This is a genomic window from Streptomyces sp. NPDC048516 (assembly GCF_043199875.1).
In the GTDB taxonomy this organism is placed as follows: domain Bacteria; phylum Actinomycetota; class Actinomycetes; order Streptomycetales; family Streptomycetaceae; genus Streptomyces.
This window is the reverse complement of sequence record NZ_JBICWS010000002.1, coordinates 125,586-148,070: the sequence shown is the minus strand read 5'-3', so window position 1 is coordinate 148,070 and position 22,485 is coordinate 125,586. Positions and strand designations below refer to the sequence as shown.

The 22,485-nt window shown below is 71.4% G+C and carries 22 protein-coding genes; 9 read left to right on the top strand and 13 right to left on the bottom strand.

Going from position 1 to position 22,485, the window contains the following annotated elements; all coding sequences use genetic code 11:
- Positions 1–50 precede the first annotated feature (50 nt).
- Entirely contained in the window at positions 51–596 is a 546-nt protein-coding gene (locus ACGFR7_RS04540; protein WP_393312868.1) for a GNAT family N-acetyltransferase, read from the top strand.
- A 215-nt stretch (positions 597–811) separates the two neighbouring features.
- On the opposite strand, the gene ACGFR7_RS04535 is transcribed toward ACGFR7_RS04540, so the two are convergent.
- A complete protein-coding gene (locus ACGFR7_RS04535) occupies positions 812–2,293 on the bottom strand; it encodes a PLP-dependent aminotransferase family protein (RefSeq protein ID WP_393312866.1) in 1,482 nt (493 codons plus the stop codon).
- Positions 2,294–2,340: 47 nt separating this feature from the next.
- Here ACGFR7_RS04535 and ACGFR7_RS04530 point away from each other — a divergent pair, with 47 nt between their 5' ends.
- Positions 2,341–2,883: a carboxymuconolactone decarboxylase family protein gene (locus tag ACGFR7_RS04530; protein ID WP_393312864.1), complete on the top strand. Its 543-nt coding sequence runs from the start codon at positions 2,341–2,343 to the stop codon at positions 2,881–2,883.
- Between the two features lie 62 nt (positions 2,884–2,945).
- Positions 2,946–3,677, top strand: coding sequence for an isocitrate lyase/phosphoenolpyruvate mutase family protein (locus ACGFR7_RS04525; RefSeq protein ID WP_393314159.1), 732 nt, complete (start codon positions 2,946–2,948; stop codon positions 3,675–3,677).
- A 34-nt stretch (positions 3,678–3,711) separates the two neighbouring features.
- Here ACGFR7_RS04525 and ACGFR7_RS04520 read toward each other — a convergent pair whose 3' ends face one another.
- Positions 3,712–4,290, bottom strand: coding sequence for a carboxymuconolactone decarboxylase family protein (locus tag ACGFR7_RS04520; RefSeq protein WP_393312862.1), 579 nt, complete (start codon positions 4,288–4,290; stop codon positions 3,712–3,714).
- A 46-nt stretch (positions 4,291–4,336) separates the two neighbouring features.
- On the opposite strand from ACGFR7_RS04520, the gene ACGFR7_RS04515 reads away from it, so the two are divergent.
- The gene (locus ACGFR7_RS04515) at positions 4,337–5,794 is read left to right on the top strand and encodes a PLP-dependent aminotransferase family protein (RefSeq protein ID WP_393312860.1); all 1,458 of its coding nucleotides are present in this window, start codon (positions 4,337–4,339) and stop codon (positions 5,792–5,794) included.
- A gap of 316 nt (positions 5,795–6,110) precedes the next feature.
- Here ACGFR7_RS04515 and ACGFR7_RS04510 read toward each other — a convergent pair whose 3' ends face one another.
- On the bottom strand, positions 6,111–7,271 hold the full coding sequence (locus tag ACGFR7_RS04510; protein WP_393312858.1) for a trypsin-like serine peptidase: 1,161 nt from the start codon (positions 7,269–7,271) through the stop codon (positions 6,111–6,113).
- A 544-nt stretch (positions 7,272–7,815) separates the two neighbouring features.
- Here ACGFR7_RS04510 and ACGFR7_RS04505 point away from each other — a divergent pair.
- Positions 7,816–9,063 (top strand): MFS transporter, encoded by a 1,248-nt coding sequence (locus tag ACGFR7_RS04505; RefSeq protein WP_393312856.1) that lies wholly within the window; start codon positions 7,816–7,818, stop codon positions 9,061–9,063.
- Positions 9,064–9,185: 122 nt separating this feature from the next.
- Here ACGFR7_RS04505 and ACGFR7_RS04500 read toward each other — a convergent pair whose 3' ends face one another.
- Positions 9,186–9,920, bottom strand: coding sequence for an SRPBCC family protein (locus ACGFR7_RS04500; protein WP_393312854.1), 735 nt, complete (start codon positions 9,918–9,920; stop codon positions 9,186–9,188).
- 225 nt (positions 9,921–10,145) lie between these two features.
- Between ACGFR7_RS04500 and ACGFR7_RS04495 the strand changes: the two genes are divergently transcribed.
- Positions 10,146–10,799: a TetR/AcrR family transcriptional regulator gene (locus ACGFR7_RS04495; RefSeq protein WP_393312852.1), complete on the top strand. Its 654-nt coding sequence runs from the start codon at positions 10,146–10,148 to the stop codon at positions 10,797–10,799.
- 31 nt (positions 10,800–10,830) lie between these two features.
- Here ACGFR7_RS04495 and ACGFR7_RS04490 read toward each other — a convergent pair whose 3' ends face one another.
- The 8 genes from ACGFR7_RS04490 to ACGFR7_RS04455 form a co-directional block, all read right to left on the bottom strand.
- A complete protein-coding gene (locus tag ACGFR7_RS04490) occupies positions 10,831–11,208 on the bottom strand; it encodes a VOC family protein (RefSeq protein WP_393312850.1) in 378 nt (125 codons plus the stop codon).
- A gap of 241 nt (positions 11,209–11,449) precedes the next feature.
- Complete coding sequence (locus ACGFR7_RS04485; protein WP_393312848.1) at positions 11,450–11,671, bottom strand: hypothetical protein; 222 nt, start codon at positions 11,669–11,671, stop codon at positions 11,450–11,452.
- A gap of 261 nt (positions 11,672–11,932) precedes the next feature.
- Positions 11,933–12,925: an ABC transporter substrate-binding protein gene (locus ACGFR7_RS04480; RefSeq protein ID WP_393312846.1), complete on the bottom strand. Its 993-nt coding sequence runs from the start codon at positions 12,923–12,925 to the stop codon at positions 11,933–11,935.
- 2 nt (positions 12,926–12,927) lie between these two features.
- Positions 12,928–14,925 carry an ABC transporter permease gene (locus ACGFR7_RS04475; protein ID WP_393312844.1) on the bottom strand — a complete coding sequence of 666 codons (1,998 nt, stop codon included), beginning with the start codon at positions 14,923–14,925 and terminating at the stop codon, positions 12,928–12,930.
- On the bottom strand, positions 14,922–15,092 hold the full coding sequence (locus ACGFR7_RS04470) for a hypothetical protein (protein ID WP_176956415.1): 171 nt from the start codon (positions 15,090–15,092) through the stop codon (positions 14,922–14,924). The genes ACGFR7_RS04475 and ACGFR7_RS04470 overlap by 4 nt, the downstream gene beginning before the upstream one ends.
- Positions 15,092–16,216: a glycine betaine/L-proline ABC transporter ATP-binding protein gene (locus tag ACGFR7_RS04465; protein ID WP_393312842.1), complete on the bottom strand. Its 1,125-nt coding sequence runs from the start codon at positions 16,214–16,216 to the stop codon at positions 15,092–15,094. Before ACGFR7_RS04465 ends, ACGFR7_RS04470 begins: the two co-directional genes overlap by 1 nt.
- Positions 16,216–17,757 carry a GMC family oxidoreductase gene (locus ACGFR7_RS04460; RefSeq protein WP_393312840.1) on the bottom strand — a complete coding sequence of 514 codons (1,542 nt, stop codon included), beginning with the start codon at positions 17,755–17,757 and terminating at the stop codon, positions 16,216–16,218. The genes ACGFR7_RS04465 and ACGFR7_RS04460 overlap by 1 nt, the downstream gene beginning before the upstream one ends.
- A 58-nt stretch (positions 17,758–17,815) precedes the next feature.
- Positions 17,816–19,324, bottom strand: a complete 1,509-nt coding sequence (locus ACGFR7_RS04455) for an aldehyde dehydrogenase family protein (protein WP_393312838.1) — start codon at positions 19,322–19,324, stop codon at positions 17,816–17,818.
- 215 nt (positions 19,325–19,539) lie between these two features.
- Here ACGFR7_RS04455 and ACGFR7_RS04450 point away from each other — a divergent pair, with 215 nt between their 5' ends.
- The 3 genes from ACGFR7_RS04450 to ACGFR7_RS04440 all read left to right on the top strand — a co-directional run bounded on the left by ACGFR7_RS04450 (position 19,540) and on the right by ACGFR7_RS04440 (position 21,381).
- Positions 19,540–20,358 carry a hypothetical protein gene (locus ACGFR7_RS04450; RefSeq protein ID WP_393312836.1) on the top strand — a complete coding sequence of 273 codons (819 nt, stop codon included), beginning with the start codon at positions 19,540–19,542 and terminating at the stop codon, positions 20,356–20,358.
- Between the two features lie 173 nt (positions 20,359–20,531).
- Entirely contained in the window at positions 20,532–21,086 is a 555-nt protein-coding gene (locus ACGFR7_RS04445) for a Uma2 family endonuclease (RefSeq protein WP_393314156.1), read from the top strand.
- Between the two features lie 85 nt (positions 21,087–21,171).
- Positions 21,172–21,381, top strand: coding sequence for a DUF5988 family protein (locus ACGFR7_RS04440; RefSeq protein ID WP_167538033.1), 210 nt, complete (start codon positions 21,172–21,174; stop codon positions 21,379–21,381).
- 27 nt (positions 21,382–21,408) lie between these two features.
- Here ACGFR7_RS04440 and ACGFR7_RS04435 read toward each other — a convergent pair whose 3' ends face one another.
- Complete coding sequence (locus ACGFR7_RS04435) at positions 21,409–22,485, bottom strand: hypothetical protein (protein ID WP_393312834.1); 1,077 nt, start codon at positions 22,483–22,485, stop codon at positions 21,409–21,411.

The following is a 22,485-nucleotide window of genomic DNA, read 5'->3' as shown; positions in this document are numbered from 1 at the left end:
CAACAGCGCAGTTGCCGATGACGGCGTGCCGTCGACCTGAGGACGTGACCATGACTGAGCCTGAACCTGCCCTGGTGCCGGGGCAGCTGCCCGGCGGGCTGACGCTGCGCCGTCCCACCTCCGCGGACCACCCACGGCTCCAGGTGGCCCTGGCCGAGTGGTGGGGTGGCCTGGGGGGTGAGGCGGGCGCACTGCAGCGTCAGTTGCTCGTACCGCGCCTCTTTCTGCAGCACTTCGCCGACACCAGCTTCCTGGTCGAGCGCCCGGACGGGACCCTGCACGCCTTTCTGATCGGGTTCCTCTCCCAGACGGACCCCAGAACCGCCTACATCCACTTCGTGGGGGTATGCCCGCAGGGCCGGAGGGACGGCATCGGCCGCGCCCTCTACGACCGTTTCTTCGCCACGGCCCGCACGGCGGGCCGCAGCCAGGTCCGCTGCATCACCAGCCCCGACAACCGCGACTCCATCGCGTACCACACCCGTATGGGCTTCCGGCTGGAGCCGGGCGACCGGTTCGACGACCGCGGTGTACCGGTGCACGAGGATTACGACGGGCCGGGGCTCGACCGGGTGTCGTTCGTACGGGAGGTGTGATCCGGGGGTCCCGTACCCCGGGGGTCCCGTACCCCGGGGGTCCCGTACCCCGGGGGTCCCGTACCCCGGGGGTCCCGTACCCCGGGGGTCCCGTACCCCGGGGGTCCCGTACCCCGGGGGTCCCGTATCCGGGTGTCCCGTATCCCGCGTCTGCCTCTCGTATCCGTGTCCCGTGCGCCCTCTCCGCGCCTCTCGCCTCCTGCCCCCCCCGGCCGCTACTCCCCCGGTTCCTGCTCCCCCGGCTCCTGCTCCCCCGATGGCAGCGCCCTGAGCAAGGCGTCCACGGCTCCCGCGAAGGAGTGGTCGGGCGGGGTGCCGTAAGCCACTACCAGTGCGTCGCGGGAGGCCGGTGGGGCGGTCGGGTCGTGGAAGCGGCTCAGGCCGTCCAGGGCGAGACCCTGCCGGCGGGCGGCCCGGAGGGTGGCCTGTTCGGTGCCGGGCGGGAGTTCCAGTACGGCGTGCAGGCCGGCGGCGATACCGGAGACACGGACCTGGGATGCGTGGTCGGCCAGGGCGGCCACCAGTTGATCGCGGCGGCGCCGGTAGCGCAGCCGCATACCGCGAAGATGGCGGTCGTAGGCGCCGGAGGACAGGAACTCGGCGAGAGTGAGCTGGTCCAGCGCCCCGGACTGCCATTCGCCGGTGCCCTTGAGGGCGAGCACCGGATCGACCAGGCGTTCCGGCAGCACCATCCAGGCGAGCCGTAGCGCGGGGGCGAGGCTCTTGCTCACGGTGCCCAGGTAGACGACGTGATCGGGGTCGAGGCCCTGGAGGGCGCCGACGGGCTTGCGGTCGTAGCGGAATTCGCCGTCGTAGTCGTCCTCCAGGATGAACCCGCCGGTGGCGCGCGCCCAGTTGATGGCGGCCGCCCGGCGGTCGGGGTGGAGCGGTACGCCGGTGGGGAACTGGTGGGCGGGGGTGAGGAGGGCCGCGCGTACGTCGTCGAGGGCGGCCAGCTCGTCGGTGCGGGCGCCGCGTTCATCCACGGGGAGCGCAACGGTGCGCAGGCCCGCGCGGGTGATGACGGCGCGGTGGAAGTCGAGGCCGTACGACTCGACGGCCAGCCGCCCGGTGCCCAGGACACGGCTGAGCAGGGCCAGCCCCTGAATGAAACCGGCACAGATGACGATGCGGTCGGGGTCGGCACGTACGCCACGGGCGCGGGCGAGGTAGTCGGCGAGGACGGTACGCAGCTCGGGGCGGCCGTAGGGGGTGTTGTAGCCGAAGGCCTCGCTGGGGGCGGTGGTCAGCGCACGGCGGGCGGCGGCCAGCCAGGCGGTGCGGGGAAAGGCGGAGACGTCGGGGGTGCCCGCGGTGAGGACGAAGCGCGGCCGGTCGGCGCGGTCGGCCGGGCGGGGGCCGGGGCCGGGGCCGGGGCCGGGGCCGGGGCCGGGGGAGCGCCGGGCGGCGGGCGGCGTGGCCCGCGGCAGGACCCTCTCGGCGACGCGGGTGCCGGAGCCCTGACGGGCGCTGAGCCAGCCCTCGGCGACCAGTTCGGCGTAGGCGTCGGCGACGGTGTTACGGGCGATGCCGAGGTCGGCGGCGAGCGAGCGGGAGGAGGGCAGCCGGGTGCCGGGAGCCAGTCGCCCGGACCGTACCGCGTCCCGCAGCGCCCGCAGCAGCGCGGCCCGCAGACCGCCGGGACCGGTGAGGTCCAGGTGCAGATCCCGCCCGAAAGTGGCCCATGAATTCTCCATGGGAATGGACCATACAGCTATGCCATTGCCGTCGTAGCGTCGTAAACATGACGACACTGACAGCTCAGCAGGCAGCACCGCCCCCACCGACCACTTCGGCAGCTCAGGCCGCACACACAGCTGGGGTGGCGCAGCCGGAACACCGGCACGGCCCCCGCCTGCCCTGGACGAAGCTCGCGCCGGACGTCTACAAGGCCATGATCACGCTGGAGGTGGCGGCGAAGAAGGACCTCGACCCGGCGCTGGTCGAGCTGGTGAAGATCCGTGCCTCGCAGCTCAATCACTGCGCGTTCTGCCTGGACATGCACGTCAAGGACGCCCGTGCGGCCGGCGAGACCGAGCAGCGGATCTACCTCCTCAACGCCTGGGAGGAGACCGCCGACTTCTACTCCCCCAAGGAGCAGGCCGCCCTCGCCCTCACCGAAGCCATCACCCTGCTCACCGAGGGCTTCGTTCCCGACGCCGTCTACGACCGCGCCGCCGGCCACTTCGGCCGGGCCGAACTGGCCCACCTGATCGCGCTGATCACCACCATCAACGCCTGGAACCGCTTCGGCGTGTCCACCCGCATGCCCCCGGGCCAGGCATGACCGCCACCAACCGCCCCGTGACAGACCGCCCGGCCGCGGACCGCCCCGCCGCGGACCGCCCCGTGACAGCCACCGCGCTGCGCGCGCTGCACCACGGGCCCCGGCTGCCGCTGGTCCTCCCCGGCCCCTGGGATGCCGACAGCGCAAGGGTGTTCGCGGACGCCGGCTTCCCGGCGCTCGCCACCCCCAGTGCCGGCATCGCGGCCTCCCTCGGATACGAGGACGGCCGGACCCCGGCCGACGAGATGTTCGCGGCCGTCGCCCGGATCGTACGGTCCGTGGACATCCCGGTCTCGGTCGATGTGGAGGCCGGATACGGGCTGTCCGCAAAGGAGTTGGTGGGCCGCCTCATGGATGCCGGGGCGGTGGGCTGCAACCTGGAGGACACCGACCCTGCCACCGGCGCCCTGCGGGACCCGAAGGAACAGGCGGACCGGCTGGCCCTGATACGGGCCGAGGCCGGCGAGGCGCTGGTGCTCAACGCCCGGATCGACACCTATCTGCACGGCGTCCAGGGCACCGAGGAGGCGGTCCGGCGCGGCCGGATGTATGCGGCCGCGGGCGCCGACTGCGTCTATCCGTTCCTCGCCCCGCCCACGGAGCTGGCCACGCTGGCCGCCAGTATCGGCCTCCCCGTCAATGCCGTGGTGACGCCGGACGGTCCCACCCCGCGCGAACTCGGCGCCCTCGGCGCGGCCCGGGTCACCTTCGGCCCCGGCTTCCAGCGCCGGGCGATGGCAGCGGTGGCCCGGATGGCGGAGCGGCTGCGGGAGGAACTGGCGGCAGAGGGCTGACGCGGCGGGGCCCGCCATGCCGCTACCGCTACCGCTACCGCTCGTCCGTCCCCGGCACCTTCCCCGTGCTGAGGGCGATCCGGTTCCACGTATTGATCGTGAAGATCAGCGCCAGCAGCCGGGCCAGCTCCGCCTCCTCGAAGTGGCGGGCGGCACGCTCATAGACCGCGTCCGGCACGCCTCCCTGGGCGACCAGCGTCACGGCCTCGGTGAGGGCCAGCGCCGCCCGCTCCTTCGCGGTGAAGAAGTGCGCCGCCTCCTCCCAGACCGCGACCATGTGCAGCCGCTCCTCGCTCTCGCCGGCCTTGCGGGCGTCGGAGGTGTGCATATGGAGGCAGTACGCACACTTGTTGAGCTGCGAGGAGCGGATCTGGACCAGTTCGACCAGGGTGGGGTCCAGGCCCTCACGCGCCGCGGCGTCGAAACCGATCAGTGCCTTGAAGGCCTTCGGGGCGGCCTGGGCGAAGTTGACCCGGGGAGTGCGGATCGCCTCCGCCGGGTCCCCCGTGCCCGCCGGGCCCCCCGTGCCCGCCGAGGTCCCCGTGCCCGCCGAGTTCCCCGTGCCCGCCGAGTTCCCCGTGCCCGCTTCGCTGGTCTGCGCTGTATTCGTCATGCCTTGAATCTAGAAGGGCAGGCGACCGGCTGTAGGGTGCATTTCCATGCCGGAATCATGGGTCAATTCCGCCGAGAGTCTGGGCGCCGATCTGCACCTGGAGCTGACCGGACCCGGCAGCCGCCGCGCCGTCCTCATCCGGGCGCTGCGGGACGCCGTACGGTCCGGCCGCCTGGCCCCCGGCACCCGCCTGCCGCCCTACCGCTCGCTCGCCGCCGACCTCGGCATCACCCGTAACACCGTCGCCGACGCCTACGCCGAACTGGTGGCGGAAGGCTGGCTGAGCGCCCGCCAGGGCTCCGGCACCCGCGTCGCCCGGGGGCATCTCGCGGACGGAGTCCGGGGGAAGGCGGAGCCGCCGACGCCCGCCCGCGCCCCGGCCCACCGCGCCGCGGCCGGCCGGCCCGCGCACAACCTCCTCCAGGGACAGCCGGACGCCGCGTCCTTCCCGCGCACCGCCTGGCTCGCCGCCGCCCGCCGCGCACTGACCGCCGCCCCGCACGACGCCTTCGGCCCCGGCGACCCCCGTGGCCGCCCCGAACTGCGCCGTGCGCTCGCCGACTACCTGGCCCGCACCCGCGGGGTACGCACCGACCCCGAACACATCGTCATCTGCTCCGGCTTCGCCCACGCCCTGCGCCTGCTCCTGCCCGCGGTCCTCCCCGGCCCCCTCGCCGTCGAGTCCTACGGCCTCCCCTTCCACCGCCATCTGCTGACCACCGCCGGCCTCCGCGCCCACCCCCTCGACCTCGACGGACACGGCGCGGACACCGCGCAGTTGGCACGGTTCGAGGGCATGGGCGCGGCCCTCCTCACCCCCGCCCACCAGTTCCCCACCGGCGTACCGCTCCACCCCGACCGCCGGGCGGCCGCCATCAACTGGGCGCGCGCCACCGGCGGGTTCATCCTGGAGGACGACTACGACGGCGAATTCCGCTACGACCGCAAGCCCGTCGGCGCCCTCCAGGGCCTCGACCCGGAGCGCGTCCTCCACATCGGCTCGGTCAGCAAGAGCCTGTCCCCCGCGGTGCGCCTGGGCTGGATGGTGCTCCCCGACCGTCTCGTCGACGCCGTACTGGAGGCCAAGGGCGAGCGCGAGGCCTGGGCGGGCGTCACCGACCAGCTCACCCTCGCGGAATTCCTCACCCACGGCGCCTACGAGCGGCACATCCGCCGGATGCGCCAGCGCTACCGCGGACGCCGCGACCGGCTGATCGACGCGGTGACCACCCACGCCCCGCACCTCACCGTCACCGGAATCTCCGCCGGCCTGCACGCCGTCCTCCAACTCCCCGGCGACGCGACCGAGTCGGACGAACACACGGCCCTGCGCGCCGCCCGGCGTCAGGGCCTGGCCCTCGACGGCCTCTCCGGCTACCGCCACCCCGCCGCCACCATGCCGCCCCGTCACGGCCTGGTCATCGGCTATGCGACGCCCAGCGACAGCGCCTTCACCGGCGCCCTGGAGGCACTGCGCCTGGCCTTGTCGCCGAGGGCTGAGTAGCCGTAGCTGTCTCAGCCGGCGCCGGGGAGGGTCGCCGAGACGAGCAGGGCAGGCCGGCGCAAGCGCTGGTGGTACCGGATTCCTGCGGAGCAGGTGATCTCAGGGATGACCCGTTCCAGGTCTTCGAGGCAGCTCCGCAGGAGGCGCGTGCGCTCCGGGTCGGTGTTCGACTGCTGAGCGCGCGGCAGCTTCGGGGCGAGTTCCGTCGTTCGCCCAGCCCAGGGGAAGGACCGAGTCGCGCCGGAAAGCCCCCCGCCCCCCGACTCGCCTTCGAGCCGGGGGGCGGGGGCGGAGGCCGGGTCGGCTTCCTCGCGGACTACCGGTTCGCGAACTTCCGGCTGATGTCGTTGAAGACCCGCTCCGCCTCCGGGCCGAGGTGCGGGCCGGCCAGCCAGGTGTGGGTGCTGGAGCTGATCGAGGTGTTGGACACCAGCGTCAGCTTGCCGCCCTGGTTGACGAACCAGCCACCGCCGGAGGTGCCGCCGGTCATGTTGCAGCCGATGCGGTTCATGGCGGGCGTGCCCTCCTGCATGACGAGGCGGCCGGGGCGCCCCGGGCAGTTCATCATGCGCGCGCCGTCGAACGGCGGCGCTGCCGGATAGCCGAAGGCGTCCAGCGAGGCGATGCGGTCGGCGGAGGGGGTGTCGAACGCGACCCGGGCGGCGGCCCCCACGGTCTCCTGGAGCGACTTGCCGCCGCCGTTCTCCGGCTTCACGTGCAGCACGGCGAAGTCGTAGGCGGAGCCGCCGTTGCCGGAGTGCTGGCTGCCCATGTTGATCCACTCACCGGACGTGGTGATCCAGTCGGCCCAGAACCGGCCGTAGGGGGTGACCTGCTGGGAGGGGGCGCCGTTGACCTGGTTCATCGCCGCGCCGTTGTCGTTGTAGGACGGCACGAAGACGATGTTGCGCATCCAGCCGCCCTGCTTGCCCGAGTGCACGCAGTGGCCCGCGGTCCACACCAGGTTGGACTTGCCGGGGTGCGCGGGGTCCTCGACGATCGTGCCGGAGCAGACCATCGGGCCCTTCGGGCTGTCGAAGAAGATCTTCCCGACCGGTGCCATGTGCTGGTGGTACGGGCGGGCGACCTGCTCGGCGGTGACCGTCCGCGGCTCGGGGTCCGTGGCGTCGAACTCGCTGCCCGTGCCGGTGGCCTTCACCCCGATCTCGGGCGAGTTCTTCGCCTTGGCCAGCCGGTCCGTCTTCCAGTGGTCCTTGATGACCGGGTTGGCGAAATCCGAGGCCTTACGGGCCCACTTGTCCCAGTTCTGCCAGCCGCCGTCCTTCCACTTCTTCAGGTCGTCCAGGCTGGTCGGCATGTCCTTGGGGATCTGGATCCCTGCACCGCCCTGACCCTTCTGGTCGGCGGCACCCGAAGCGGCGGCCTTGTCGTCACTGGGGCCGCAGGCGGTGACGGTGCCCGTGAGCAGCGCGACCAGTGCCGCGGCCGCGGCGGTGGAGCGGCGGATGGATGGCATGGAGCAAGTCCCCCTGATAAGCGGCGGCGCCGGGCGAGCAGCGCGCCGTAATTGTCATGTCCCTCATCGGGCTGCGCTCTACTATGCCGTGGCGCCAGAACGGCCGGGCAGCCAGGTCCCGGTGCCCCGGCGGACGACGGGACGGGACGGTCGCGATGCCACCCTCGTCGGCCCCGGGTGCCCGGACCGGCCGGCTCGCGCTCCACCGGTTCAGGCCGGACGACGCGGAGTTGCTGGTCGCGTCGCGCTGCACGGCGACCCGGCCCTCGAACGCGTCCGGTCAGGACGCGGGCCGGCTCCGCATGCTGTTTGATGGCGGCTTGCTCCTGACGGTGTGGCCGCCCCGGCCGGTAGCCGGTGGTGCGGGACGAGCGGGACGAGCGGGACGAGCGGGACGAGCGGGACAGACAGGATGAGCCAGGGAATCGGGCGGGACGGAGCGGGGAAACGGGTGCGGGACAGAGCGGGGAAACGGGTGCGGGACAGAGCGGGGGAATCGGGCGTGGGACGGAGCGGGGGAATCGGGCGTGGGACGGAGCCAGGGATGAGACACCGGCAGTCGCTGGGCCGGGAGTTCGGATGGCTGTGGGCCGCGTACGCCGCCAGCGCCGCCGGTACCTGGCTCTCGCTCGATGCGTTCCCGCTCATCGCCGTCCTGGTGCTGCACAGCGGTACGGCGCAGGTATCCGTGCTGTCCGCGGCGGGCCTGGCGGCGGGGGCGCTGATCGCGATGCCCCTGGGGCCGTGGGTGGAGTTCCGTCGTAAGCGGCCGGTCATGGTGGGCATGGACCTGCTCCGGTTCACGGCGTTGCTGACCGTGCCCGCCGCGTACGCGCTCGGCGGACTGACCTTCGCCCAGCTCGTCGTCGTATCGGTGATCGTCGCGGCTGCCAACATTGTGTTCACCGCCGCGAGCGGCGCCTACCTCAAGGCCCTGGTGAGGCCCGAGGACCTGTTGGTGGCCAACGGCCGGTTCGAGACCACGACCTGGACGGCGACCGCACTCGGTCCGCCCCTGGGGGGTGTCGCCATCGGGGTGTTCGGGCCGTTGACGACAGTGGTCGCGAACGCGGTCAGCTTCCTGCTCTCCGCACTGGGGATCAGGGCGATCGGCGGCGGGGAAGCGCGGCCGCCGGACCGCCCCGCGCAACGCTTCACCCTGGCCGACGTCGTTGAGGGCTGGCGCTACATCCTGGGCCACTCCCACCTGCGACCGCTGTTCTTCAACACCGGCCTGGTGAACGCGCTGATCATGGCGACCATGCCGCTGCTGACCGTGCTCCTCCTGCACGACCTGCGCTTTACGCCGTGGCAGTACGGCCTGGCCTTCGGTGTGGCGTGCATCGGTGGTCTCGTCGGCTCGCGGCTCGCCCGGCCCTTGGTCACGAGGTTCGGACAGCACCGGGTGCTGCTCACCGCCGGCACCCTGCGGGCGTGCTGGTCCCTGGGGCTGGGGTTCATCGGTCCCGGCCCCTGGGGACTCGCTCTCATCGTCGTGATCGAGTTCGGCCTGATCCTGTGCATGGGGATCTTCACCCCGGTGTTCGCCACCTACCGGCTCGCCCACACCGCCACCGACCGCGTGACCCGGACCCTGTCGGCGTGGTCCATCACGAGCAGCACCACCACCGCGGCCATGACGGCGTGCTGGGGACTGCTCGCCGGCCTCACCGGCACCCGCACCGCCATCATCCTCGCCGGCGCGCTCCTCCTGGCCACTCCCCTCCTGCTGCCCCGCCGCGCACCCGCGCCGCAGGCCGCCCCTCGGGAGCCCGTCGGGGAGCAGGCATGACCCGCGGCGCCGCGCCGGGCCACGACGCTCGGTCCGGCTGCCTCGCCGGCTGACCCTCGGCGGGCGCGGGCCGCTTCGTGATTCAGTGCGGGCCGGTGGCCGACAAAGTCCCGGCTGATGGGTCAGTTCGACCGATGGTGGGCACGGGCCTCGGCGGCGGACTTCAGGTTGCGCAGCCATGCTTCCAGGCCCTCGCGCAGGATCTTGGTCGCGGTGGGAACGTCCGCTTCGACCTGGGCGCCGGTGTGGGTCTCCTCGGTGCTCACGCGGACACCGCCCTTGACCGCGGTGAAGTTCCATACGTGGACACCCTCGATGCGCAGCCCTTCGCCGATCGCTGGGCCGGTCCAGCGGAGGCACGAGTGGCGCTTGACCTGCTGGACGGTCGAGGTGACCTCAAGACCGGTAGCGGGAGTTGAGGGGTTGGGGGGTACCGGGGTCGTCCACCGGAACGCCGAACCCTTGCGCAACGGGCCGTGGTCGAGGCGTTCCACGGTCTCGACGGGGGCCTGCCAGGCCGGCCAGCGCTCCACGTCGGTCTGCAGCTTCCAGACGGTGCGCAGCGGGGCGTGGATCACTGCCTCGGTCCGGTGGCGGACGAGGGCGCCGGGGTCGACGCCCTTCTCCCGGCAGGTGAGGGACGTGCCGGGGTGGGACGGGTGGGAGGGGTGAGTGGTGCGGGAGGGGTGGGGGCCGGCCGCCCCCGCGGGTACGGCGGCGGTGCCGAGGAGGCCGAGGGTGAGGGTGAGCGGGACGGCGAACAGGGCGGCGCGGAAACCTGTGCCGCGGCGGCCGGTGCTGCGGCCGGTACTGCGGAAGCCAGTGCTGCGGACCCCGGTACTGCGGATGCCGGACATGGAGTTCTCCTCTGTCGGTCGGGGTGTGAGCGCTGCCTATCGAGCAGATCGCACGGTCGCACCGCCCGTCCGCCCGTCCGCCCGTCCGTCCGCCCATCAGAGCTACAGCCGCACACCTTCGTTAATACTTATAACGCGACGCGGAGCAGCAGGTCAATACGTTGCGTGATAGCTTCTAACCAAGCGTTGAAGGTGTAGCTGAATGAATGGGGACGGTGACAGGCCATGGCGACGACGGGCGCGAACACCCCGCGGGAGCGCTACCGGGCCCAGGTGCGGGCGGAGATCACGGAACGCGCCCGGGAGCAGATCGCCACGGCGGGGGCGTCCGCGCTCTCCCTCAACGCGATCGCCAAGCAGATGGGCATGAGCGGACCGGCGCTCTACCGCTACTTCGCCAGCCGCGACGACCTGATCACCGAACTCGTCCGGGAGGCGTACCGAAGCCTCGCCGAAACCCTCCGCACGGCCTCCGCCGACGGTGCCGATCTGGCCGGGCTGGCACACGCCCTGCGCGACTGGGCCCTGGCGGACCCGCAGCGGTACTTCCTCGTCTACGGCACCCCCATCCCCGGCTACCACGCGCCCGAGGACACCACCGCCATCTCCTCCGAGATCATGACGATCCTGGTCGACGCGTGCGCGGCGCTCACGCCGGAGAGCGCCACGACACCCTTCGGCGCCTATCTGCAGGACCACCGGGACTGGGCCGCCGACCACCCCGCCCCGCCCGAAGCCCTCCACCGGTTCCTGACCTTCTGGACCCGCCTGCACGGTGTCCTGTCACTGGAACTCGCCGGCCACTTCACCGGCATGGGCCTCGACCCCGCCCTGCTGTTCGCGGCCGAACTCGACGACCTGCTGGCACCGCGGTCCTGAGGCCGCACGCGGCGCGGCACCAGAAGACCCCCTAGTCGTGCGCATACCAGCGCAGCTCGACGGTGTTGCCGTCCGGGTCGCTGACGTACAGGGACTGGCCCTCACCACGGGCACCGAAGCGCGGCCCGGGGCCGTCGACCACCGTGAACTCGCCCGAGTCGATGACCTCCTGCCAGTCGACGGGCTCGACGACCAGGCAGAGGTGGTCGACGTTGGAGCCCTCGCGAGGCCCCTGGACGAGGTCGATGATGGTCGTCGGGCTCACGCGCACGGAGGGAAAGGACACCTCGCCCGCGCGCCAGGCGTCGACGCGGACCGGCTCCAGGCCGAGCGGGCCGCAGTAGAAGGCGAGCGAGCGCTCGACGTCGGCGACGTTGAGAACGAGATGGTCGAAGGCGGTGACGCGCATGGAAGCTCCTCTGGGGACGCCCGGCATGCACGGAGCGCCGCCGGGTGGTTGTATGAGGAACCTATAGCCCGGGCCAGGGAGCCGGGAACGGTCATTGGTCCTGGTCCCAGCTCTGGTCCTCGGTCGCTGGTCCTGGTCCGCCGGTCCTGGTCCGCCGGTCCTGCTTCCCCGGTCCCGGCCCGGCGCGGCCCGCCGGCCTTGAGCCGCCGGTCCTGACCACCGGTCTCGACGGGCGTGCCTCCTACTGCCGCGCCGCCGGTCTGGGGTCCCGGTATGCGGAGGGGTGTGGTCTGCCGGCTGCTCCGTAGCGGTACTCCTGGAGCTGTTCCGCTGTCGGGTACCACTGTTTGTCGCAACGGCAGCACCACCAGCGCCAGTTGTCCCAGTCGGTGTCGGTGTGCGTGGTGTCCTTCCACAGCACGTCGTCACAGGCGGGCGTGGGGCAGGTCGGCGGCAGCGGCATGGCGGGGCCTTTCGTCGGTGGCGGCTGCCCAGCCTTCTGCGCCTGCCACCGCGCCGTGCGGCGGTTCGCCGCTCGCCACCCGAACGGGTAGGGGGTAAGGCCCCCGCGCACCCGAACGGGGCCAAGACCCCGCGGCACCTGAACGCAAGGGCCCTTCGGCACCCCGCAGAAACATTGGGGAGGACCGGCCCGAAACGCCCTCGCGGGCAGTCGCACATCCTGTGCGACTGCCCGCGAGATCCCGCTGTTCCCTTGTGGCGGCTACTTCTTGGGCAGCCACTTCTTCCAGACGTCCGGGTGCTTCTCCACCCAGCGCTTGGCCGCCTCGTCGGCGGACAGACCGCCCGAGGCGATCGACTCGGAGACCTCGTTCTGGTCGTCCTTGGTCCACTTGAAGTTCTTCAGGAACGCCGCGGCACTGCCGCCCTTCTTGGCGAACTCCGTGTTGAAGAACTTCTGCAGCGGGGTGGTCGGATAGGCGCAGTCGATGGACTTGGGGTCCTTGGCGCCCTTGGCCGCGCAGGCGTCGGTGTACTTGGGCAGCTTGACCTCTTCCATCGGCACCTGGTTGAAGAGCCACTGCGGCTCGTACCAGTACGTCAGGAAGGGCTTCTTCTCCTTGGCGAACTGCTGGATCTGGGTGATCTGCGCCGCCTCGGAGCCCGCGAAGACGACCTCGTAGTTCAGCTTGAGGTTCTTCACCAGCGCCTTGTCGTTGGTGACATAGGACGGCGAACCGTCCATCAGCTGGCCCTTGTTGCCGCTCTCCGACGTGCGGAGCTGCTTGGCGAACTTGTTGAGGTTCTTCCAGTTGGTGACCTCGGGGTGCTTGTCGGCCCAGTACTTGGGGACGAACCAGCCGATGTGGCCGGTGACGCCGTTGCCGCCGCCCGCGGTGATCGTCTTCTTGTCCTTGACGTACCGCTTCTCCTGGTCGGGGTGGCCCCAGTCCTCCAGGATCGCGTCGACCCGGCCCTGGCTGAGGGCGTCCCAGGCGGGGATCTCGTCCACCTGGACGGTGTCGACGTGGTAGCCCATCTTGTGTTCGAGCAGGTACTTGGCGACCGCGACATTGGACTGGGCGCCGACCCAGGTCTGCACCGAGAGGGTGACCGACTTGGAGCCCTTGGCCGCCGCGAACGGCGAGGTCTGCTTGGTCATGTCGGCCTTGCCGCAGGAGGACAAGGAGACGGAGAGGACCGCCGTGCCGGCCAGCGCGGCCGCCCCGATGATCATGGTGCGCTTACGGGACATGGTCAGGCTCCCTTCCCCGTCGTGCGGCGTTCCGTGGGCTGGGTGACCCGGTCGAGCATCAGGCCCAGGCACACGATGGCCACACCCGCGACCAGGCCGAGGCCCAGGTCTCCGGTGGCGAGGCCGGTGACGACGTCGTAGCCGAGGGCACCGCCGCCGACCAGGCCGCCGATGATGACGACGGCGAGGACCATGACCACGCCCTGGTTGACGGCCAGCAGCAGCGAGGGCCGGGCCAGGGGCAGCTGGACCTGGCGGAGCATCTGCCAGCGGGTGGCGCCCAGCGAGCGGGCGGACTCCATGGCGGCGGGGTCCACCTGGCGCAGGCCCTGGGTGGTGATGCGGATGACGGCCGGCAGGGCGTAGACGACGGCAGCGGCGGCGGCCGGGGCGCGGCCCACGGCGAAGAGCGCGACGACCGGGATCAGGTACACGAACTGCGGCATGGTCTGCATGACGTCCAGGACCGGGCGCAGGATCGCTTCGAAGCGCTTGCTGCCCGCCGCCAGGACGCCGATGCCGAAGCCCAGCACCAAGGTGACCGCCAGGGCGGCGATGACCTGGGAGAGGGTGTTCATCGACGGCTTCCAGACGCCCAGCACGCCGATGGCGGCCATCGCGAGGACGGCGGTCAGGGCGGTGCGCCAGGTGCCGATGACCCAGGCCAGCGCGGCGACGATGAGCAGCGTGCCGTACCAGGGCAGCGCGGTCAGGCCGTCCCGCAGCGGGTTGAGGACCCAGTCGGTGAAGTGCGCGGCCCAGTCGGCGGTGCCGCCGACGAGGGGGACACCGGAGTAGAGGTGGTCGACCATCCACTCCTTGAAGTCGTTGACGGGGCGGGCCAGATCAACGGCCCAGGCGTCCGGCCAGACCAGGGAGCCGGACAGCCGGCCGACGACGGCGAGGACGGCGGTGACCGCCGCGACGCCCGTCCAGGCCTGCCAGCCGCGCAGCCACTGCGGGCCGGTGGCCGCGGTGTCGGCGCCGAGGCGTTCACCGGCCGCCGCCGTGGTGCGGTCCATGACGATGGCCAGCAGCACGATCGGGATGGCGGCGGAGAGCGCGGCGCCGACGTCGACCGAGGCGAGCGCCTGGTAGACGCGGTCACCGAGACCGGCGGCGCCGATCATCGAGGCGATCACGACCATGCCCAGCGCCATCATGATCGTCTGGTTGACGCCGAGGAGGAGTTCCTTACGGGCCAGCGGCAGGCGGGCGGTCAGCAGCCGCTGCCGTCCGGTGGCGCCGAGCGAGGAGACCGCCTCCAGGACGCCGGGGTCGGCGCCGCGCAGGCCGAGCGCGGTCAGCCGGGCCATCGGCGGAGCCGCGTAGATGACGGTGGCCAGCAGCGCGGCGGGGACGCCGATGCCGAAGACCAGCACGACGGGGAGGAGGTAGGCGAAGGCAGGCAGCACCTGCATCGTGTCCAGGACCGGGCGGAGGATCCTGAACAGGCGTTCGGAGAGGCCGGCCGCCAGGCCCAGCAGGGCGCCGACCGCGACCGAGACGACGACCGCCACGACCATCAGCGCGAACGTCTGCATGGTGGGGACCCACATGCCGAGCAGGCCGCTGACCAGGAAGGAGATCAGGGCGGTGGCGGCGATCCGCAGGCCGGCCACCCGCCAGGCGAGCAGCGTGACACCGGCCGTGACGCCGGTCCAGCCGAGGGCGAGCAGCAGCAGGTAGACACCGCGTACCGAGATCACCACGGCGTTGCTGAGGTGACCGAGGAAGTAGACGAACAGCCAGTGGCTGTCGCGGTTGTCGATGATCCAGTCGCTGGTCTTGCCGAGCGGGCCGGAGACATCGACGGTCAGCGACGACGGCCAGGCGGCACCGTACTTGGCCTGCAGCAGCGGGACGAGGACGGCCGCGGCGAGCACGAGCAGCAGGAGCTTGCTCAGGGCGCGGAGCTGCAGTACGGCCCGCAGGGGGCCGGGCCGTACGGCGTCGCTCAGCGGTTTCGCCGCCATGGGAGGCGTGGAGAAGAGGCTCATGCTCGCCCCCGCTTCACGGTGCCGGTGGGCATGTTCAGGGCGGCGCAGCGCTGGGCCTCACGCCAGTGGCGCAGCAGGGTGGCGCGCAGCCGGGCCCGCGGCGTGGCCGCGGGAGCTCTGGAACCGACGGCGCGCACGGCGCCGCGGTGGGTGGTGGCGGCGTACATCAGGCGGCCACCTCATCGTGCCGGGGGCCCTCGTCGAGGCGTGCGACCACGTTCAGCAGGCAGGCGTGGTCGACGATGCCCAGACAGCGTCCGTCGTCAACGACGCGGGCGGCGCCGCCGGAGCGGGCGACGGCCTCGATGGCGTCGGAGATCAGGGTGTCGGGGGCCAGCGCCGGGCCCTGGTCGGCCTCGCCGTCCTTGGCCGGGCGCATCGCGCGGCGCACCGTGAGCACCTGCTCGCGCGGGACGTCGCGGACGAAGTCGCGGACGTAGTCGTCGGCCGGGGAGCCGACGATCTCCTCGGGGGTGCCGAGCTGGACGATCTCGCCGTCACGCATCAGGGCGATCCGGTCGCCCAGGCGCAGCGCCTCGCTCAGGTCGTGGGTGATGAAGACCATCGTCCGGCCCTCCTCGCGGTGCAGGCGGATGACCTCTTCCTGCATGTCGCGGCGGATGAGCGGGTCGAGCGCGCTGAACGGCTCGTCGAAGAGCAGGACCTCGGGGTCGACGGCGAGCGCGCGGGCCAGGCCGACGCGCTGCTGCTGGCCGCCGGAGAGCTGGCCGGGGCGGCGCTTCTCCATCCCGGCCAGGCCGACCTTGTCGACCATCTCGTTGGCCTTCTCGCGGCGCTCCGCCTTGCCCATGCCCTGGATCTCCAGGCCGTAGGCGACGTTGTCGACGACGGTGCGGTGCGGCAGCAGGCCGAAGTGCTGGAAGACCATGGCGGCGCGGCGGCGGCGCAGCTCGCGCAGCGCGGTGCGGTCCATGGCGCGGACGTCCTCGCCGTCCATCTCCAGGTCACCGCTGGTCGGCTCGATCAGCCGGGTCAGACACCGCACGAGGGTGGACTTGCCGGAGCCGGACAGGCCCATGACGACGAAGACCTCGCCCTTGTGGACGTCGAAGGAGACGTCGCGGACGGCGGCCACGCAGCCGGTCCGGTCCCGCAGCTCCTGGACGTTCAGCTTGGCGACCGAGGCGTCCTCGGGTATGCGCTCGGCTTTGGGGCCGAAGACCTTCCAGAGGTGACGGACGGAGAAGACGACCTCGCGGCCGTCCGCGTCGGAGGCGGACTCGGACGTGCGGGCGTTGGGTATCTCGGATGCGCCGGCGGCGGTAGCCATCACGCATCACCTCCTTGGGTCGGAGTCTTCTGAAGCAGTTCGGCGCACTTCTCCCCCACCATGAGCACGCCCAGCATCGGGTTGACGGCAGGCATGGTCGGGAAGACGGAGGCGTCGGCGATACGGATGCCGGCCAGCCCGCGGATCTTCAACTCGGGGTCGACCACGGCCAGCCGGTCGTCGGCGGCGCCCATCTTGCAGGTGCCGGCCGGGTGGTAGACGGTGTGGGCCGCCTTGCGCACCAGCTCGCTGATCTCCGCATCGTCGGTGACCTCGGGGCCGGGGAAGACCTCGCGCTTGAGCCACTTCTTGAACGGCTCGGCCTGGGCGACCTTGCGGGCCAGCTTGATGCCGTCGACGAGGGTCCGGCCGTCGTAGTCGCCCTCGTCCTCGAAGTACTTGAAGTCCAGGGCGGGCTTGACCTCGGGGTCGGCGGAGGTGAGGTAGAGCCGGCCGCGGGAGCGGGACTTGGGGATGTTCGGCGTCATCGACACGCCGTGCTCGGGGCGCTCGTAGCCCAGCCGCTCGGGGTTGTCGGTGAACGGGATTTGGTAGAAGTGGAACATCAGGTCGGGGCCCTTGTGCTCCGGGTCCCGCTTGACGAACAGACCCGCGTCGGAGTCCATCGCGGAGTTGCCCGGGATCGGTCCGTTCGTCTCCCAGACGATCACCGACTCGGGGTGGTCGATCAGGTTCTCGCCGACGCCCGGCAGGTCGAGCACGCAGGGCAGACCCAGCGCTTCCAGGTCCTTGCGCGGCCCGATGCCGGAGTGCATCAGCAGCCGCGGGGTGTCGACGGCCCCGGCGCACACCAGCACCTCGCGGGCGGCCTCGACGTAGACCTCCTCGCCGTCCTTGGTGCGGACGTGGACGCCCTTGGCGGTGGTGCCGTCCAGCTCCAGCTTGTGCGCCCAGGTCTCCAGCATCAGCGTGAGGTTCGGGCGGTCGCCGGCCTCGATGTGCGGGTGGAGGTAGGCGACGGACGCGGAGGAGCGCTTGTTGTTCTCCGGGTGGTAGGAGAGGTCGAAGAAGCCGACGCCCTCCTCGAAGGGCCGGTCGTTGAAGCCGACGACCTCGGGGACACCGAGGGCCGTCTTGGTGGCCTCGATCCAGTCGCTGGCGATCTCGTTCTGGTCCTTCTTGGCCACCCGCACGATGTTGTTGCGCAGCTTGCCGAAGTAGGGGTCCATCTGCTCGGCGTTCCAGCCGGCCGCGCCCGCGGCCTCCCACTCGTCCCAGTCGGACGGCAGCGGCTTGAAGGAGATCAGCGTGTTGTGCGAGGAGCACCCGCCGAGGACCTTGGCGCGGCTGTGCAGGATGTGCGAGTTGCCGCGCGGCTGCTCGGTGGTCGTGTACTCGTAGTCCAGGTCGCCACCGAGCAGGCCGAGCCACTTGCGCAGCGTCAGGACGTCCTCGCGGTCGATGTCGGTCGGACCGCCCTCGATGACGGCGACGGTGACGTCCGGGTCCTCGGTGAGGCGGGAGGCGATGACGGAACCGGCGGTTCCGCCTCCGACAACGACATAGTCATACACAGGCATTGGGGGTGCTCCTTCTTACAACGTGCGTGGTGCGGGTGGTGCTGTGACGGGCGGGGTGTCAGCCCGCGAACCAGCGCACCGGCTCCGGCCGGAGGTTTTCGTAAATGTGCTTGCTCTCGCGGTACTCGTCCAGACCTGCGGGGCCCAATTCCCTGCCTATGCCGGACTTGCCGAAGCCGCCCCACTCCGCCTGCGGGAGGTAGGGGTGGTAGTCGTTGATCCAGATCGTGCCGTGCCGCAGTCGCGCGGCGACCCGGCGGGCGCGCGCGGTGTCGCCGGAGAACACCGCGCCGGCCAGGCCGTACTCGGTGTCGTTGGCGAGCGCCACGGCCTCGTCCTCGGTGGTGAAGGTCTCGACCGTCAGGATCGGCCCGAAGGTCTCCTCGCGGATCACCTTCATCTCGCGGTGGCAGCCGTCGAGCACGGTCGGCGCGTAGAAGTAGCCGGTGGCCGGGCGGACGTCGGACGGCTCGGGCCGGGCGCCGCCGCAGCGCAGCTGGGCACCCTCGGCGAGCGCGGAGGCGACGTACGCCTCGACCTTGTCGAGCTGCTGCTGGGAGACGACCGGGCCGCACTCGACGCCGTCCTCGGTGCCCCGGCCGAGCTTGATCTTCTCGGCGCGGCGGGCGAGCTCGGCGACGAAGCGGTCGCGCACCGACTCCTCGATGATCAGCCGGGCACCGGCCGAGCAGACCTGGCCGCTGTGGATGAAGGCGGCGTTCAGCGCCTGGTCGACGGCGGTGTCGAAGCCCTCGTCGGTGGCGCAGGCGTCGGCGAACACCACGTTGGGGTTCTTGCCGCCCAGCTCCAGCGCGATCTTCTTGGCGCCGGAGACCGCGGCCGCGCCCGCCTTCGTGCCGCTGACCAGGCCACCGGTGAAGGAGAACAGGTCGACGTCCGGGTGCTCGGCCAGCCGCTGGCCGACCGGCAGGCCCGCGCCGGTGACGAGGTTGGCGACCCCGGCCGGCAGCCCGGCCTCGACCAGCAGCTTGATCAGGTGCACGGTCGACAGCGGGGTGACCTCGCTGGGCTTGATCACAAAAGTGTTGCCGGCCGCGAGGGCCGGCGCGATCTTCCAGCTTGCCTGCAGCAGGGGGTAGTTCCATGGCGTGATGAGCGCGCAGACACCGACCGGCTCGTGCACGACGATGCTGTGCACATCGGGCGATCCGGCGTCCACGACCCGGCCGCCGCTCTCGTTCATCACCAGGTCGGCGAAGTAGCGGAAGGCGTTGGTGACGTCGTCGACGTCGACCCGGCCCTCTTCCAGCGTCTTGCCGGTGTCCCGGCTCTCGATGAGGGCGATCTCCTCACGGTCGCGCTGCAGCAGGTCGGCGACCCGGCGCAGCAGCGCGGAACGTTCGGCGACGGCCGTGCGGGGCCAGGCGCCCGTGCCACCGTCGAAGGCCCGGCGGGCGGCCGCGACCGCCGCGTCGGCGTCCTCGGCGCCTCCCTCGGACACCAGCTGGAGCGTCGTCGCGTCGGCGGGGTCGAGGACCTCCCGCGTTTCGCCGGCTGCGGCCGGAAGCCACACTCCGTCTACGTGAATGGTCTCGATTGACGACACGTCGTTCTGCCTTCCAGTTACCGTTCTTGTTCCCACTGGTGCAACCACTGGCGTCACCAGCAACGAGGACCCCTCCCCTGAAGCCGCGCATCTATGCCCAAACATTCATGGAAAGTGACTCGACTCACTGAATGTGCGGCGGAATGTCCCGGAACGTACCCTGAATAGCCGTATGTACCTGGCGGACTTGTCCCCTCGGGACCGGAGGTACCGAGATGACCAGCAGACGGCGTGCCGCCTCTGTCACCGCGGCGCTGACCTGCGGCGTGACCCTGATTGCCGGGATCACCTGCACCACGGCCGCTGCGGCGGCGGACACCTCGGACGGCGGCGAAGGCGATCTCGCGAACAAATCGGCCCAGCAGATCGCCGATGACGCCCTCCAGCAACTGGTCGGCGCGCAATCCCTGCGGTTGCGCACACAGACCAGTGCTGATCCCACCAAACTCGACCTCACCCTCGACCGCGCCGGTAACTGCACCGGCGCCATCAGTAAGGGCGAGTTCGGCAGCGTCGAACTCATCAAGCGCGGAAACCAGGTCTGGATGAAGCCGGACGCGGCCTTCTGGAAAGGCCAGCTGCCCGGCAAATCGGGCGAGGAAGCCGCGGCGAAGTACGAGAACACATTCCTGCACGGCACGACGAAGAATTCGTTCCTGCGGAACCTGTCCGCCGCCTGCGACCTCAAGGCATTCCAGAAATCGGCCTCGACCCCCGAAAAGCCCTCGTCCGGCCGCGGCGGCACCCCCTCACACGCGCCCGCGGTCTCCCTCACCAAGGGCCGGCCGACCACCGAGGAGGGCACCCGCGTCCTGCCCGTCATCAAGAAGGCCAAGGGCGCCGTGCAGACCCTCTACGTGGCCATCGACGGCAAGCACTACCCCCGCAAACTCACCGCCGAGCTCGACCACCGCTCCGGCACCATCCTGCTCAGCAACTACGACACCCCCGTCTCCACCAAGACCCCCGCGCCCGGCGACACGGCCGACATCTCCGTACTGGAGAACCGGCTGAAGGACTCGCAGGGCGCGTGACCCACGTGGCTCCACGTGACCCGTTCCCCCGTTCCTCCCGCGCCTACGGTCCGTGACGCGTGCGGTACGTGACCGTTCGTACATACGTATCGTTGAACCGTGCGGCTCCCCGCGCCCGCGCGGCAGCGGGGAGGAGCGGCACGGTGACCATCGAACTGACCGACAGGACCGAGATGGCCGAGAGCGGCGAGCTGGACGATCTGTTCGAGCGCCTGGAGCAGATGCACATCCCCGAGGGCTACAAGGTCGAGATCGTCGAGGGGGACGTGTTCATGGCGCCGCAGCGGGATGTCCATTGGCAGACCATCCGCAGGATCGTGCGGGCGCTGGAGGACCGGTTCGGGATGGACGCCCCGGTCACCTCGGACGTCCGGATCGATTTTCCCGGCCAGTTGAACGGCTTCGCCCCGGATGTCGCCAAGTTCGCCGACGGTGCGGAGAAGAACGAGCTGGGCCGCTGGCGCTACCAGGACGTCGAGTTCGTCGCCGAAGTCATCTCCAAGGGCACGGCGGCAAATGATTACGGCCCGAAGAGGAGGGTCTACGCTGCCGCCGGGATCCCCGTGTATGTGATCGCCGACCCCTACCTCGGCTGCTGCCGCGTCTTCACCCACCCGCGAGGCGACGAGTACCTGCACGACCTCACCCTCAAGTACGGGGAGCCGATCCATCTGACCGACACGCTCCCCGACTTCTCCCTGTCCACCGAAGAGTTCCCCCGCGACTGACCCCGGCAGAGAGTCCCGGCGGTGCCGTCACCCGTGCTGCCGAACCGGAAGGGCCGCGGACGGCGGCCCGGACGACAATGCAGGCATGGCTGACACAGCGGCGAAAGCGGTGCTCGAAGGCGGCCCCGAAGAGCTCCCCGAGCGGATCGTGCCGGTCGATCCTCCCGGGGCCGAGCTGAAGATCCCGTTCCGGAACGGCTATGAACACTTCCGGGCCACCAGCAGGCAGCAGCACACCGCCGAGGGCGCCCTGCCCGTCTACGAGTGGTGGGAGCGGACGGAGCTGCCCGGGTAGCTCCCCTGGGCCGCGGGCGCGCAACGCTCAGCCGCCGGGAACGAAGCTCCGCAGGATGTTCTGCTGCGTCCACTCCTGGTCCGGCCAGTCGGCCTCGGGGCCCAGGACGAGTACGGCGAACTGGCGGCCGTCGGCGGCGGTGAAGGCACAGTCGACGACCTTGACCCGCTCCCCCAGACGCTCGCTGTCATAGGCGTAGACCAGTTGGGTGGCGTCGGCGCCGGGCCCCGGGTACCCCAGTGGTTCGAGGCTTATTTCCTTGTAGCCCGGGTTGCCGGACAGCCCCCGCGACGCCGTCTCCAACGCCTCGTACGGGGTGGTGTCCGGTTCGCTGACCTCGAAGATCTGCAACAGCTCGCGGTCGTCCGGGGCGGTGTAGAACACCCCGGTCCGGCGTTCGCTGCGCTTCCAGGTCTCGGGTACGGCCAGGGTGAAGCCCTTCTCGTCGTGGACGAGGCGGTAGCCGTCGGGAAGCTCGGTGGAGAGGGGGGTGGGGGTCTTGGTGCCGTCCGTGGCGCCGGAGGATTCACCGGAGGGCGGGGCGGAGGCCGCGTGGTCCGAGGCGGAGGCCTTGGTGCGGGCCGCCGGGCGGGCGGTGGCCGGGTCGTCGCCGGTGTGGCCCCAGAGCAGATAGCCGCCACCGGCGGCCGCCGCGATCACGGCCACCGCCGCACCGGCGACCAGAGCCGTGCGGTGCCGGAAACCGGGGGCGGGCTCGCCGACCGGCGCAGGGGCGTAGAGCGAGTCGGGGGCGAAGAGCGGTTCAGGGGCATGGAGCGAGCCGGGGGCCGCGCCCGAGCCGGGTGCCGCGCCCGAGCCGGGCGAAGTGAGCCAGTCGGGAGCGGCGGGCCCGCCGGTGTCCGGGGTGGGGGTGTAGCCGGTGCCGGTGTCAGATGTGGAAGCGGAGACCGCGTCAGTGTCCGAGGTGGGGGCGGAGGGCGGTTCGGTGGCAGGAGAGGGGACGGCGCCCGCCGGCGTCCCGCCCGCCGACGGTGTGAAGGCGGGCCGGGGCGGCATCGGGCCCGTGTAGGGCGCGGGAGCCGGGGTGCCGGTCTCCCATCTCTGGGTCTCGTCGTTCCAGCGGGCCTGCCCGCCGCGCTTCAT

What these genes read in the sequence shown, in the direction of transcription:
- ACGFR7_RS04510 (WP_393312858.1), bottom strand. Translation starts at nt 7,271, where the DNA reads ATGCCATCCATCCGCCGCTCCACCGCCGCGGCCGCGGCACTGGTCGCG.
- ACGFR7_RS04485 (WP_393312848.1), bottom strand. Translation starts at nt 11,671, where the DNA reads ATGCCGCTGCCGCCGACCTGCCCCACGCCCGCCTGTGACGACGTGCTG.
- ACGFR7_RS04505 (WP_393312856.1), top strand. Translation starts at nt 7,816, where the DNA reads ATGAGACACCGGCAGTCGCTGGGCCGGGAGTTCGGATGGCTGTGGGCC.
- ACGFR7_RS04540 (WP_393312868.1), top strand. Translation starts at nt 51, where the DNA reads ATGACTGAGCCTGAACCTGCCCTGGTGCCGGGGCAGCTGCCCGGCGGG.
- ACGFR7_RS04535 (WP_393312866.1), bottom strand. Translation starts at nt 2,293, where the DNA reads ATGGAGAATTCATGGGCCACTTTCGGGCGGGATCTGCACCTGGACCTC.
- ACGFR7_RS04490 (WP_393312850.1), bottom strand. Translation starts at nt 11,208, where the DNA reads ATGCGCGTCACCGCCTTCGACCATCTCGTTCTCAACGTCGCCGACGTC.
- ACGFR7_RS04450 (WP_393312836.1), top strand. Translation starts at nt 19,540, where the DNA reads ATGACCAGCAGACGGCGTGCCGCCTCTGTCACCGCGGCGCTGACCTGC.
- ACGFR7_RS04530 (WP_393312864.1), top strand. Translation starts at nt 2,341, where the DNA reads ATGACGACACTGACAGCTCAGCAGGCAGCACCGCCCCCACCGACCACT.
- ACGFR7_RS04470 (WP_176956415.1), bottom strand. Translation starts at nt 15,092, where the DNA reads ATGTACGCCGCCACCACCCACCGCGGCGCCGTGCGCGCCGTCGGTTCC.
- ACGFR7_RS04515 (WP_393312860.1), top strand. Translation starts at nt 4,337, where the DNA reads ATGCCGGAATCATGGGTCAATTCCGCCGAGAGTCTGGGCGCCGATCTG.
- ACGFR7_RS04440 (WP_167538033.1), top strand. Translation starts at nt 21,172, where the DNA reads ATGGCTGACACAGCGGCGAAAGCGGTGCTCGAAGGCGGCCCCGAAGAG.
- ACGFR7_RS04480 (WP_393312846.1), bottom strand. Translation starts at nt 12,925, where the DNA reads ATGTCCCGTAAGCGCACCATGATCATCGGGGCGGCCGCGCTGGCCGGC.
- ACGFR7_RS04460 (WP_393312840.1), bottom strand. Translation starts at nt 17,757, where the DNA reads ATGCCTGTGTATGACTATGTCGTTGTCGGAGGCGGAACCGCCGGTTCC.
- ACGFR7_RS04445 (WP_393314156.1), top strand. Translation starts at nt 20,532, where the DNA reads ATGGCCGAGAGCGGCGAGCTGGACGATCTGTTCGAGCGCCTGGAGCAG.
- ACGFR7_RS04435 (WP_393312834.1), bottom strand. Translation starts at nt 22,485, where the DNA reads ATGAAGCGCGGCGGGCAGGCCCGCTGGAACGACGAGACCCAGAGATGG.
- ACGFR7_RS04520 (WP_393312862.1), bottom strand. Translation starts at nt 4,290, where the DNA reads ATGACGAATACAGCGCAGACCAGCGAAGCGGGCACGGGGAACTCGGCG.
- ACGFR7_RS04475 (WP_393312844.1), bottom strand. Translation starts at nt 14,925, where the DNA reads ATGAGCCTCTTCTCCACGCCTCCCATGGCGGCGAAACCGCTGAGCGAC.
- ACGFR7_RS04465 (WP_393312842.1), bottom strand. Translation starts at nt 16,216, where the DNA reads ATGGCTACCGCCGCCGGCGCATCCGAGATACCCAACGCCCGCACGTCC.
- ACGFR7_RS04495 (WP_393312852.1), top strand. Translation starts at nt 10,146, where the DNA reads ATGGCGACGACGGGCGCGAACACCCCGCGGGAGCGCTACCGGGCCCAG.
- ACGFR7_RS04500 (WP_393312854.1), bottom strand. Translation starts at nt 9,920, where the DNA reads ATGTCCGGCATCCGCAGTACCGGGGTCCGCAGCACTGGCTTCCGCAGT.